This is a genomic window from Streptomyces sp. NPDC001222 (genome assembly GCF_042896945.1).
Classification (GTDB): Bacteria; Actinomycetota; Actinomycetes; order Streptomycetales; family Streptomycetaceae; genus Streptomyces; species Streptomyces gibsoniae.
Window position 1 is genome coordinate 17492 of record NZ_JBIAXT010000056.1, and the last position, 10989, is coordinate 28480.

Here is a 10989-nt window from a genome sequence, read left to right on the forward strand (position 1 = left end):
GTCCTGCGGTTCAATCAGCGCCCGGCACTGCCGCACGACGTCATCGGGGGGAGGTCGCTCCTACTCCTCGTAGGAGGTTGCGGGACCCCTGTGCCTACGAATTACAGACAGCGGCCGCGACAGAGCCGTCGTGGCCGATTGTCGGCGGTTTGGGAAGCCCAGGATCTTGTTGGCCGCAGGTACGAGTTCTGGGCGGGGGTGAAGTTCTCCCGTGATTGTGGACAGCGGATGGCTACGCTGCGGGCGTTGAGGTCGAGGTCTTCCCGGTGGAGGCCGAGGAGTTCGCCTTTGCGGAGGCCGGTGCGAAGGGCGAGTTCGTACACGGCGTGGAGCCGGTCAGTGCGGGCCGTGTCCAGGAACTGGCGGGCTTCGGCTGCGGTGAGGGGTTGTAAGCGCCTGGGCCTGGGTGCGGTGGTCTTGACGTTCCGGGCGACGTTTCGGGGGAGTTCGTCTTCCCGGACGGCGTGTTCCAGGGCGGACTTGAGGACCGAGTGCACGTAGGTCACGGTCAAGGGCGACAGCCGCTTCTGACAGCACTCGCCGATGGCGTAGCACTGCTTCTGTTCGTTGTCGAGTCCCGGGGTGCAGCACTGGCAGGTGGTGCGGAGGCGGTCGAGGAAGGTGCGGACGTCCTTGGCGGTGAGGCGTGCGTTCTTCTTGGTGCCGAGCCCGAGGATGAGGTGAGGCGGACGCAGGTGGCGTAGCGGGTGTGGGTGTTCTCGCGGAGCCGGTGGACGGCGACGCTGCCGAGCGAGTAGGTGAGGTAGTCGCCGACGGTGCTGTGGGCGGTGGCGACGGGCAGCCCGCGGTTGCTGTCGGCGATCTTCTCGGCGAGTTTGTCGGCGGCCTCTCTGCGGGTGGTGCCACAGACGCGGACGCGTTTGCGGGTGCCGTTGGCGGCGAGGACGTAGCCGGGGGCTTTGCAGCGCCCGTCCTTGCGCTGCTAGATGGTGCCCTCGCCATTGGCACGGGCAGTCTTGCTCTCGGGGGCGGTCATCGGGCGGCCTCTTCCAGGTGGCGATGGACGTAGTCAGCGAGGGCGTGGGCGGGGATGCGGCGGGCGCGGCCGACGGTCAGCGAGGCCAGGCGGCGTGTGCGCATCAGGTCGTAGAGGGAGCGGCCGATCTTGAGGCGGGCCATCGCTTCGGGGACGGTGAGGAGTTCGTCGTCACGCTCGAGTGGTCACCGCCTGTCCACGCATCGGGCCGCCGATGAGGGCGGCGAGACGTTCGAGGTCGGGGGTGAGGCCGGTGCCGTGGTAGGCCCAGTGGGCGAGAAGGAGGGTGGTCGGTGAGGGCGGAGGAGTGTTGCGGCGGTGCCAGGCAGTGCCAGGCGGCGCGGGCGTTGCGGAGGGCGCCGAGGGTGGTGGAGTAGGTGCGGGTCTTGGTGGAGAAGTGGCCGCGGAAGCCGAGCTTGTGGGCCCACTTGCGCAGGTTCAGATGCTTGAGGTCGTCGAGGGCGCCGAGGGCCCATGCGGTGTGGATCATGCGGCGGGTGCCGGTGCCGAGCAAGGGCGTGGCGGTGACCTCGGCGACGATGGCGCGGTACCGGTCGTCGACGTTGCGGAGAATCGAGCGGTGCCGTTCGGTCAACAGGTCGACGGTCTCGGCGGCGAGGCGGTCGACGGCCTGCGCGTTAGGCGTGACGTCGTCGACCAGGCGGCGCGCGGTGTCGGACAGGGCACCGAGCTCGGCAACCGCGGCGCGGTGTCCAACGTTGAACGCCTCGGCGACGACGTCGAACACTTCCAGCGTCACGGCCTTACCGCGCTCGTCGACGACACCCTGTGACGCGCGGCGTATGGCCTGCACGGCTACGAGCTTGCGCTCGATCCATCCGGGCGCGTCGAGGCCGGCGGCGAGCTGCCGGGCGATGATGCCCAACAGGCGCTCCTCGGCCTGCTGGTACAGGTTGCGGGTGCCGACGGCGAGGTTTTCGACCATTCCGGGGTGGATCGGCACACCCACCCCCAAACGCTTGGACGCTTTTAGCCGCACGCCTCCAGGGGCGTGAATTTGTTACTTAGCTTCCATTTCTTCACGTAATCATCGTCCACGTCAGGGAAATTCCCCACTCGTGTTACAGCGCCGTCATCGCTCGATTTCCATATTTCTCCGGCTGGATCTTCGAAGTAAAGTTCTAGTTCTCCGAAATTTTCGATCGCATCCAGGCGCTTCCCGTTGACCCCAAGGGTGTAGGTCTCCCTGGTGCATGGGGGAACTAGGGAGAAGTCGAAATAATCATAAACGCCGATGGATGCCGTTTTCGTCACGATGATCGTGTGTAGTGCAGAGGTTAGGCTGCGGTTCTCGACCACCAACGTCGTCGATGGTTGCGGGGAATTATCCTCCGTGGTCATGTCCCGCCAGAAATTAACCCTACCGGCCTCTTTCTTGGCACTCACCTCATCGCTTTGTCTTTGATCTGTGTACGTGAGGAGGCCGATGATGAGGGCGGGGATGGCGAAGAGATTGGCCAAAACCGAGAGAGCGGTATTTACCCTCTCTCGACGCGTTGCGATTTTTGCCTCTTCTGCAGACCTTTGTTCTATTACCTTCTCGATGCGGCGATTGTGCGTTTGCAGCGGGATGCGGGTGAGTGGGTGTCGCAACCGTCGTGGCATGATCACTTTTTACTGAAAATGCACTCACGTCGTGGCGTGTTCGCGGAGGGCGAATAGCGTCAGATGGGGAAGTCGCCGACTGGAACGGGTGCGTCGGCGCCAGTCTCGGCCAGGATAGCCGAGACCTCGGTCTGTACCGCGGTGTCGTCCCACTCCGGGTGAAGAATCTTGATCTTGGTCTGGGTGGAGACGGCGTCGGCGCGGTTGAGCAGTTCGAGAGTGGTCGCGGTCGACTGCATCGACTCGGCGACCCCGGGCCTAGACTCGACCGACGGGCGCTCGGGCCTGATCCGCTGGCCGAACAGGATCGCGTCGAGCTGCATCTGTACGTAGAGCTGCTCTTGTAGCGCGTGCCGCCAGTAACCGGCCTTCTTCGACCTGGTGACCATGCTGCGCTGATCTCGGCTGTCGGACTCCGTGGCGGTGACCGGCGCGCCGTTGACGTCGAGGCCGAACGACTTGGCGGAGCATCCAGCGGACTGGGCGGCCTGCCGCACCAGCGATTCGGCCGTGGCCGTGATCGCGGATCCGGCCTCGGCCGGCGGGATCTTCAGCGCTGCCTACACCTCGCGGTCGTCGTCGAACGTCGCGCCGGCGCCGGGCCCCTCGTTCCGGAGGTACCCGTCGGGGACGATGAGCCGTCCGCGGGCGAGGCGGATGTCCCGCATCCACGACGTCCATACCTCGTCGAGGCTGTCGAACAGGTCGTGCAACGGGGCGGCGTAGTCGCTGCGACCGATGGGCGCCCGGTGGTGCAGCCGGTTCGGCAGCATGTTGGGCACGTATGACGCGTTGAGCTCGCGTATCCCTGTAGCGATGGACTGTCCGTCGCCCTGGGGGTCGAGGGGCGCGGCGATGTCGGCGGTGTCGGGGTGCTCGGCGAGCGGCACGGTGCGCCCGATGCTGTCGGCAGTCCCCTGGTAGAGGGCGTGCACGATGCGGCCGGGCTCGTGGCGCTCGATGTGCCACCACACGTTCTGATCCGTCGAGCCGCCCAACTCTCGCCAGAAGTTGACGGCGCGCAGCATGCCGAACCGGAACTTAGGCATGGCGCTGTCGGGCTGCATGACGGTGATGAGCGGGTAGTCGGCGAGTGCCTTGTGCCACGTGGTCCGCAGGAACACGCCGGACAGGGCGGCGGCCTGCTCGGCGGCGCCGAGGAACACCTGTTGCGCGCGGTTGCGGTCGAGCAGGTCGTCGAGGCGCTGCTGTGTCGTCTGGTCGGTGACCTTGATCGACGGCATTTCGGCGAACAACAGGTGGGCGGACGTCGAGGCGATGTCGATGGGCAACGGCACGTGCAACCGGTGGTCGCGGCGGCCGGCTGTGGGGGCGCCGCTCGCCAACGGCGCTCCGCGGGCGGGGCATGGTGGCTGTAGATGCGGGCGAGGCGGCGCGCGTCGCCTGCGTACCAGGTGTCGTCAATCCGCATGCGCTTGTAGTGGTCGGCCCATTCCGGGAGCGGCTGTGCCCTATTCGATCTTCCGTAAAGGTGGCGCCAGTCTGCCGCGTTGGTGCCGGTGGCGGCGGCTTCCGTGGAGGCTTGTCGTCATTGTGATCGTCGTCGCGGCCGTCGCCCCCTGGCTTAACCCGCAGGTCGTCGCAGTCCTCTGCGCGGTACTAGCCAGCACCTTGCCTCTGTTGGTGATGCGATATCGCCCAGCGATGCCGTACTAGGCGTCACGAACGCCCCGCCCATGTCGTATGGGCGGGGCATTCGTCCTTCCGTCGGCTACGCCTCGAAGGCGAGGTGCGCCGCGGCGGCGCGCATCTTGGCGCGGCGGTGGTCGGCGGCGGCGTGGATGGCGCGGAGTAGGGGCGAGGGAAGTGCGCCGGTGCGCGGGTCGGCGAGCACGTTGAGGTCTTGGATGAGCGCCGGGTCGAAGGGGTGCAGCAGGCGTGGCGCGCTGGGTGCGCCGCTGGTCGGGGCGGGTGGTGCGGCCGGTGCGGCCGGTGGCGCCTCGGCCGGCGCGGGGGTGGCATCGAAGTCGCGCGCCACGGTGCGGTGATGGATACCGAGGCGGCGCGCGATAGCGCGGTGAGACATGCCGTCATCGGCGAGCTGGCGCACGGTGGCGCAGCGGGCGGCGAGGTCAAGGGCGCCGGTAGGGTTGGTGGTGGCCACTGGGGGTCGCTCCCGGTGGTTAGTTGGGCCCGCCCGGTGGTGACGTCACCGGTCGCGGGCCGCATGCGTATGCGGGCTACTGCTTGACGGTGGGGCGCTTGCGCAAGATCCGGTAGACGTACGACTCGGTTACTCCCAGCTCGGCGGCGATCTGTGGCGGCTTCATGCCACGGTCGCTGGCGGCCTTGATGGCGCGCGGGGTGGCGGCGGCGACGGCCTCGGCGGCGACGCGCAGGATGCGAATGTCGGCGAGGCTGAACTCCTTGGCGTAGTCGTCGAGCAGGCCGTCGACGTCGCCGTCGGGGTGGTGCTGGGTGTGGCGGTAGGTGCTGGCGACGCTGTACAGGTTCCTGCGGCTGAGGGTGTCGTTCCCGGGCACGGGGGCTCCGGGGTGGTCGCCGGTGTAGGTGTCGAGCAGGCGGACGACGACTTCGAGCATGCTGGATTGGATGAACCCTGCCCGTGCTGCGTCGTCGAGCAGGTGCCTGCGGAACCCGTCGAGGGTCGGCCCGGTGGGGCGGGCGCCGGTGCGGGGGATCACATCGTCGTTGCGCGGCTGCTCGTCGTTCATCTCGGGTGTTCCTGTCTTCGTGGGGGCCCGCCCCGGTCGAGGCGGGCCGGACGGGCTATGCGAACAGGGCGCCCTGTTCGACCTCGGGCTCGACGTCGAACAGGGTCGGTGCGGGCGAGGCGGCGCGGGGTGCTGATCCACTCGGCGCGCCAGGTGCCGGCGGTGCTGGCCTGCTCGGCGGCGGGCGCCGGGTTGAGTCGCGCCTCGGCGGTCGCGGTTGCGGCGGCCCGGTCGGCTGACGCACCGGGTGCACATCTTCCAGCCGCGGAGCGTGGCGCCGTGGCCGTTCTTGGTGCCGGCGGGTCGGCCGCAGTAGAGCTCGCGGGTGCCGGAGCGGCGGTAGTGGCCGGTCCGCTTGCTGCGGCCGCCTCGAACGGCGCAGATGTCCATGGGGGTTGCTCCCTGCGTGGCGGGCCGTGTGACGTCCGGCGTGGTCGCAACTGTACTTAGTTCTGGACTTGGTTCACAAGGGTAGGTGTTCTACCAATTGCCCGGATGCGTCGGTAAGTTGGTTGGGTCTCTACCTCTCCTTGGGGGGCGGGATCGTGGCGACGCCCGTTTGTCCCATGGGTTGTCCAGGGTGGGCGGCCGCGACGATCCCCAACACAGGGAGGTGGGAGATATGGCCGACGGACCGTCGACCAAACGGGCAAAGGTCGCCCGGGAACTGGCTGCGCGCATGTTGGTGGCCCTGAGCGTTCGTGCGCTCTGGGCTGTCATCGTGGAGCTTGCTCACGGGAACGACCTCTGACCGAACGGCGCGCGGACACCCCCCCTTCCGCGCGCCGTGTGCGTTCTCTCGTCTGCGCGCTACTCCTGCCGCTCCTCGGCCCGCTCCCGGGCGGCCTCTATTGCGCCCCACAGTCCGACCAGGTCGGCGCCCCGCCACGCACGCCGGCGGTGGTCGAGCAGGACGGGCGCCGGGCACGCCTCGCCCCGCCAACAGGTCACGATCGGTTCGCCGCCGGGCTGGGTCTCGCCGGTGAGCTCGCCGCCGCACCAGGGGCACGGCACGTCGAGGGCGAGGGCGCGGCCGTCGCGGTTCAGGGCCCGCTCGACGATGTTGCGGGCGCGCCGGGCGACGTCGGCGAGGTCGTCGAGGACAGGCGCCGGCTCGCGTCCGCTGCTTCCGCACGTCGTCGGCAGGGTCACGGCGAGCGGTCCGTGCCCCGACGCACGGACCAACCGCTGACGACCGAAGGAATGCGAGCGCCCCCGGCGGCACGGGAGCCGAGTCGCGCCACGGCACTTGGCGCCTTTCTGGACAGTGGGGCTGCGCTCGCTAGGTCCGCAGATCTTTGCCGGTCGTCCCGCGCTTCGACGACCGGACATGCGGGCCTACCGGGAAGAGCTCTTGGGCCCGTCGCCACGGTCTACCGGATCGCCGACGAGGACGAGGACGAGGACGAGGGCGAGGGCGAGGACGAGGGCGAGGGCGAGGGCGAGGACGAGGGCGAGGGCGAGGACGAGGGCGAGGGCGAGGACGAGGCCGTGGCATTGGCCAACACCTCCCCCTACGGCCTGGGAGGCGCGGTCTTCGCCGCCGACCCGGAACGTGCTCGCGGGGTCGCGGACCGGCTGGAGGCGGGCATGGTGCGGATCAACCACCCGACCGCGTCCCGACCGGAGCTGCCCTTCGGCGGCATCAAGCGCTCCGGCTACGGGCGCGAACTCGGCGACGTGGGCATCGTGGAATTCACGAACCGCAAGCTCGTGCGCTACGCGGACGCCGACGCCCCGATCGAAGAGGTGCTGGGCTGACCTACGAGCGCTCTCGATGGCGAGCTGGTGGTGTGCCGAGCGGGACAGGGCGTTCGAGCGGCTGTAGCAGCGGCTCGCCGGACGCGGGACGACGGCCGCCCAGGCACCGCGGGAGTGGTCGCCGCACTTCGTGGCCTTCGGTCTGGTCCACCGAGGCGACGATCTGACCGGCTGGCCGTTCGCGCGGCGTCGTGCGGCGCTGGAGGCGTTGTTCGCGCACCGCGGCCTGGCGGCGCCGTTCACGTTGTGCCCGTCGACTGCGCCCCGGCCGTGGCGCGGGATTGGCTGGCGTGCCGGCGGCCGGGGTGGAGGAGGGGCTGTGCTTCAAGCGGCTGAGGAGTGGACACGTGAGTGCGTTCCCAGCGCAATCCGGGGCATCGTCAACACCATCATCCGGTTCACCGAAGACGTCCTCCGGCAGGAGGGCAAGGACACCGTCGACACGCTGGAGGCGAGGCGTACCGTCCTTGAACCGTGACCCCTATGGGTCCTTGGGTTCTAGCGTTGTCGCAACATTCCTTGATCATTAGGGGTGTGTTGATCGCGAGGCGGGGACATAAGCGCAGGCTGGAGCTCGAGGCGGAGTGCTGGCGGCTGCCGGCGGCCGGGGTGCGCACCGTGGACGCGTGCAAGCAGCTCGGGATCGGGCGGAAGACCGGGTACCGGTGGCGGGCGGAGAACGGTGGCCCACAGCCGGACCATCTCCCGGAGGGCTCCCGGTCCGGGCGGTACCTGTCTCCGCTGGAACGCCGGCAGATTGCCTCGTTGCGCGAGCGCCCGCTCGTCCGCGGTGTCTCAGCCCGCTGGGTCGATTCCGATCGCGCGATTTGGTCACCGTGCACCGATGCCGATCGCATACCCGGCGCGCAGCATGGCATTCGTCCGGGCACGAGCGGGCCGGCGCCCGCCGTACCCGGGCAGGTGCTGGCGGTCCGCCGTACTCCCCGGGGACGGCCGGCACCGGCGGTCCCCCGTACTCCCCGGGGACGGCCGGCACCGGCGGTCCGCCGTACTCCCACGAGACGGCCGGCACCGGTGGTCCGACCAGCCGCACCGCCCTTATGGCCGACCGGTCGCACAACGAGGAGATCGACGAGGTGGCGGCGGCACTCGAACGGTACGGGCCGCTCGGCCGGCGAGCGCTTGAACAGGCCGTCAGGGGGCGCCCCTGGGGCCCTGGCCGCTTCCGCACCGCCCCGAAGGACACGGTCGAGGAGTCCCGGGCGCAGCGGCTGTCCTCCGGTGCCCATACCCCGGCGGCCGGGTCGGCCGCTGACGGGAGGGATGTGGAAGATGTCCGACGGTAGGCCCACCCGGCCCGCGGCGTTCGTCTTCGACCTGGACGGGACACTCGTCGACAGCGTCTACCAGCACGTCATCGCCTGGCAGCAGGCGTTGAGTGAGATGGGCATCGGCCTGGCGATCTGGCGGATCCACCGGAGGATCGGGATGAGCGGTGGCCTGCTCGTGCAGGCCATGATGCGCGAGACCGGCGTACGGCTGACGCCGAGGGAGGCCGATGAACTGCAAAATGCCCATCACCGCCACTTCGAAGGCTGGACGAACGCCATCCGGCCGCTGCCCGGAGCCGCCGAGCTTCTGCGGACGCTGACGGACTGCGGCGTCCCCTGGACGATCGCCACCAGCGCCCGCCGGGACGATGCCGCACCCATGTTCGCCAGACTCGCCGTGCCGCCTGACGTGCCGACGGTCACCCGCGAGGAAGTCAGCCGCGCCAAACCCGACCCCGATCTGTTCCTGGCGGGCGCGGCGCGGCTCGGCATCCCCGCCCGCGACTGTGTCGTCGTCGGAGACAGTGTGTGGGATCTGCTGGCTGCGCGGCGAGCGGAGGCACTCGGAGTGGGGCTGCTGTCCGGAGGATACGGGCAGGACGAACTGGAGCGGGCCCAGGCGTTCCGGGTGTACGCCGACCCCCTCGACCTGCTGGGGCACATCGACGAACTCGGCGTCCGGGACGCGCACGGCGCCTGAGCGCGACGCATCCGTCCGGGCGGTCCGGCACCCGGGGACGGATGAGGATGGCGGCACGGCTCAGGAGGCCGGTGCGGCTCCGCCGCCGGCCTCGCTGGTCTTGACACGGACCACCACGTCTGCCGCCTCTTCCAGGCTGTGGTCCATGTTGTTGAGGACCCGTTCGTCGTCGGTGCGGATGCCCCGGAGCATGTTGGCGTCGAGGCTGTCGCCGATCTCATCGGCGAAACGCTCTGCCGCGCGGTCGGCCGCCGCCTTGGTCGCGACGGCGAACTCCTCCTCGATGTCCTTTCCGGAGGCGTTGCGGAGTGTGACCATCGTGCCCGGTCCGCACGGCTGACGGCAGCCCCGACATCAGCCGCCACAGCACGCGGCCGGTGCCCCTGGCCTGACCGCCCAGGGTGATGAAGGCCTCGGACAACGGTCCTCGGGCGGTCAGCTGCTCCAGGCGGCGATTGAGCTCGGGGATGTGGTCCTCCAGTGTCTGCCGGTGATCCCTCGCGGAGTTCGGCGGCCCGATCCGCCCGCAACTGACCGGCGACCGCCTCCTCGGCATCGCGGACGTCGCGCAGATGGTCAAACTCGGCGAGAGGGTTGCGTGTCCACGCGGTGAGCCCGGGCTCCGCCAGGGCGCGCGGATCAGGACTGGTCGAGTTCGTCCTGAACGGGCGGCTTGGGGACGTCACGCAGGTGCTGCGACTGGCCGGGGCGGCCGCCGCGCCGGGCCTGCTCCGCGCGCTGCGCCGCGCTCAGATCCAGGTCGGATGCCGGGTCGACGCGCACCGACCTGGCCACCTCATCCCGGTTGCCATACTCGTCCGGGGGAATGGCGCGAAGCGCCTTGACCACTTCCTCGGACGCTCCGGCATTCTCGGCGGCCTGGACCAGTTCCTCTTTGCCCGCAGGGAAGTCGACGTCCTGCAGCGCGTCCAGGACGTCACGTACGCTGGTAGAAGACATATCTCCTCCTCAGTTTTGTCCCGGGGCACTTCGTACTCGTGCCCTACCCGTGGCATTCCTGGCAAAACCGGCAGCCGGCGATGTCGAAGCACTCCGGGGAATCCTGTGCCCGACGGCCGAATCCATGGGAGATCACATGCCCGGCAATATCGAACGTGCCGCCCTGCGCGCCGCGGCTCAGGCCGCCGAGCAGATCCTGGCGAACGTCGGCGAGCGGGCCGAGCACGCCGAGGGGAAGTACCAGCAGGATGCGTACGCCCAGCGCGTCGCCGAGCTCGGGATGCTCACCGGTGCGTTGAAAGCCTTGCTGGACGCGGTGCGCCCCTTTACCGAGGAGAGCGAAGAGGACGGGCGGTGACCGGCGCTTTCGGCAGCGGCCGCCAGCGCGCCAGCATTTCGATCACCGTTTGGGGCAGCGTTGTTCAGGGAACTGACGCGGGCCACGATGCTGACGCTGGCCGAGCGGATCACCGGCGGCGAGGCCAGGCACTTGGCCGACGTCCTGCCCGCCGAGATCGCCCCGCCCCTGGTGCCACCGGAGGATGTTGCCCAGAAATTCGGCGTTGCCGAGTTCGTCCGGCCAGTGAGTGAGTGAGTGAGTGAGTGAGTGTGCGGGCGTCGATGAGACCTTGGCGCGCAGGGGCGTTGCGGCGGTTTTCATGATTCTGGGAGAGGCCGTCCCCGTCACGGAGTTCCAGGATGTGAGGTCGCAACTGCCGAACGAGTTCCAGAACATCTAGCGTCTGACATCCCGGCGCCCGCAACACGGCTGTGCGCACGCCATGGGAATCGCTCGCAAGCGCTTGTTTGACATCCATCGGACCGGTGGGAGGCTGGAAGAAGCGGTGGCGCGGCATGTGCTGGGTCTGTGTAGCGAACGGTGGAACTCGGTCGGTTTCGTTCAGCGGCGTCCGGCGGTGAGCCGGCCGTCGAAGGTGATGTCGAAGGCTTGGAGTG

15 protein-coding genes and 2 pseudogenes are annotated in these 10989 nt (G+C 69.1%); 6 read left to right on the plus strand and 11 right to left on the minus strand.

Translation table 11 applies throughout. The annotated features are described in order from the left end of the window. Positions 1-149: 149 nt before the first annotated feature. The 9 genes and pseudogenes from xerC to ACFY2Z_RS39570 all read right to left on the minus strand — a co-directional run. A pseudogene (gene xerC / locus ACFY2Z_RS39530) lies at positions 150-997 on the minus strand (tyrosine recombinase XerC); the annotation flags it as partial. Further along, positions 994-1140, minus strand: a complete 147-nt coding sequence (locus ACFY2Z_RS39535) for an excisionase (protein WP_390748834.1) — start codon at positions 1138-1140, stop codon at positions 994-996. The pseudogene xerC and the gene ACFY2Z_RS39535, both read right to left, overlap by 4 nt. Beyond that, positions 1101-1967, minus strand: coding sequence for a replication initiator (locus tag ACFY2Z_RS39540; RefSeq protein ID WP_390748835.1), 867 nt, complete (start codon positions 1965-1967; stop codon positions 1101-1103). Before ACFY2Z_RS39540 ends, ACFY2Z_RS39535 begins: the two co-directional genes overlap by 40 nt. A 20-nt stretch (positions 1968-1987) precedes the next feature. Continuing rightward, a complete protein-coding gene (locus ACFY2Z_RS39545; protein WP_390748836.1) occupies positions 1988-2623 on the minus strand; it encodes a hypothetical protein in 636 nt (211 codons plus the stop codon). Between the two features lie 59 nt (positions 2624-2682). Further along, positions 2683-3120: a phage capsid protein gene (locus ACFY2Z_RS39550; RefSeq protein ID WP_390748837.1), complete on the minus strand. Its 438-nt coding sequence runs from the start codon at positions 3118-3120 to the stop codon at positions 2683-2685. Between the two features lie 63 nt (positions 3121-3183). Next, positions 3184-3921 carry a hypothetical protein gene (locus ACFY2Z_RS39555; RefSeq protein WP_390748838.1) on the minus strand — a complete coding sequence of 246 codons (738 nt, stop codon included), beginning with the start codon at positions 3919-3921 and terminating at the stop codon, positions 3184-3186. Between the two features lie 434 nt (positions 3922-4355). Further along, the gene (locus tag ACFY2Z_RS39560; RefSeq protein WP_390748839.1) at positions 4356-4748 is read right to left on the minus strand and encodes a helix-turn-helix domain-containing protein; all 393 of its coding nucleotides are present in this window, start codon (positions 4746-4748) and stop codon (positions 4356-4358) included. 76 nt (positions 4749-4824) lie between these two features. Then, on the minus strand, positions 4825-5319 hold the full coding sequence (locus tag ACFY2Z_RS39565) for a helix-turn-helix domain-containing protein (protein WP_390748840.1): 495 nt from the start codon (positions 5317-5319) through the stop codon (positions 4825-4827). A gap of 810 nt (positions 5320-6129) precedes the next feature. Beyond that, positions 6130-6471, minus strand: coding sequence for a hypothetical protein (locus ACFY2Z_RS39570; RefSeq protein WP_390748841.1), 342 nt, complete (start codon positions 6469-6471; stop codon positions 6130-6132). Positions 6472-6643: 172 nt separating this feature from the next. Here ACFY2Z_RS39570 and ACFY2Z_RS39575 point away from each other — a divergent pair. From ACFY2Z_RS39575 to ACFY2Z_RS39585, 3 genes and pseudogenes are all read left to right on the plus strand, one after another. After that, positions 6644-7080: pseudogene (locus tag ACFY2Z_RS39575) on the plus strand (aldehyde dehydrogenase family protein); the annotation flags it as partial. A gap of 130 nt (positions 7081-7210) precedes the next feature. Further along, positions 7211-7558, plus strand: coding sequence for a hypothetical protein (locus ACFY2Z_RS39580; RefSeq protein ID WP_390748842.1), 348 nt, complete (start codon positions 7211-7213; stop codon positions 7556-7558). Between the two features lie 815 nt (positions 7559-8373). Beyond that, positions 8374-9072, plus strand: a complete 699-nt coding sequence (locus ACFY2Z_RS39585; RefSeq protein WP_390748843.1) for an HAD family hydrolase — start codon at positions 8374-8376, stop codon at positions 9070-9072. A gap of 60 nt (positions 9073-9132) precedes the next feature. On the opposite strand, the gene ACFY2Z_RS39590 is transcribed toward ACFY2Z_RS39585, so the two are convergent. Both ACFY2Z_RS39590 and ACFY2Z_RS39595 read right to left on the minus strand, forming a co-directional pair. Beyond that, positions 9133-9390: a hypothetical protein gene (locus tag ACFY2Z_RS39590; RefSeq protein ID WP_390748844.1), complete on the minus strand. Its 258-nt coding sequence runs from the start codon at positions 9388-9390 to the stop codon at positions 9133-9135. 321 nt (positions 9391-9711) lie between these two features. Further along, positions 9712-10032 carry a DUF2795 domain-containing protein gene (locus tag ACFY2Z_RS39595; protein ID WP_390748845.1) on the minus strand — a complete coding sequence of 107 codons (321 nt, stop codon included), beginning with the start codon at positions 10030-10032 and terminating at the stop codon, positions 9712-9714. Between the two features lie 49 nt (positions 10033-10081). Between ACFY2Z_RS39595 and ACFY2Z_RS39600 the strand changes: the two genes are divergently transcribed. From ACFY2Z_RS39600 to ACFY2Z_RS39610, 3 genes are read left to right on the plus strand one after another with little or no spacing between them, the layout of a single operon-like run. Continuing rightward, complete coding sequence (locus tag ACFY2Z_RS39600) at positions 10082-10390, plus strand: hypothetical protein (RefSeq protein WP_390748846.1); 309 nt, start codon at positions 10082-10084, stop codon at positions 10388-10390. Positions 10391-10450: 60 nt separating this feature from the next. Continuing rightward, a complete protein-coding gene (locus ACFY2Z_RS39605) occupies positions 10451-10627 on the plus strand; it encodes a DUF2267 domain-containing protein (protein ID WP_390748847.1) in 177 nt (58 codons plus the stop codon). Positions 10628-10631: 4 nt separating this feature from the next. Beyond that, complete coding sequence (locus ACFY2Z_RS39610; protein WP_390748848.1) at positions 10632-10772, plus strand: DUF2267 domain-containing protein; 141 nt, start codon at positions 10632-10634, stop codon at positions 10770-10772. The last annotated feature ends 217 nt before the right edge of the window (positions 10773-10989 follow it).

Coding starts and splice junctions, on each gene's coding strand:
- ACFY2Z_RS39585 (WP_390748843.1), top strand. CDS start 8,374: ATGTCCGACGGTAGGCCCACCCGGCCCGCGGCGTTCGTCTTCGACCTG.
- ACFY2Z_RS39565 (WP_390748840.1), bottom strand. CDS start 5,319: ATGAACGACGAGCAGCCGCGCAACGACGATGTGATCCCCCGCACCGGC.
- ACFY2Z_RS39535 (WP_390748834.1), bottom strand. CDS start 1,140: ATGGCCCGCCTCAAGATCGGCCGCTCCCTCTACGACCTGATGCGCACA.
- ACFY2Z_RS39590 (WP_390748844.1), bottom strand. CDS start 9,390: ATGGTCACACTCCGCAACGCCTCCGGAAAGGACATCGAGGAGGAGTTC.
- ACFY2Z_RS39545 (WP_390748836.1), bottom strand. CDS start 2,623: ATGCCACGACGGTTGCGACACCCACTCACCCGCATCCCGCTGCAAACG.
- ACFY2Z_RS39595 (WP_390748845.1), bottom strand. CDS start 10,032: ATGTCTTCTACCAGCGTACGTGACGTCCTGGACGCGCTGCAGGACGTC.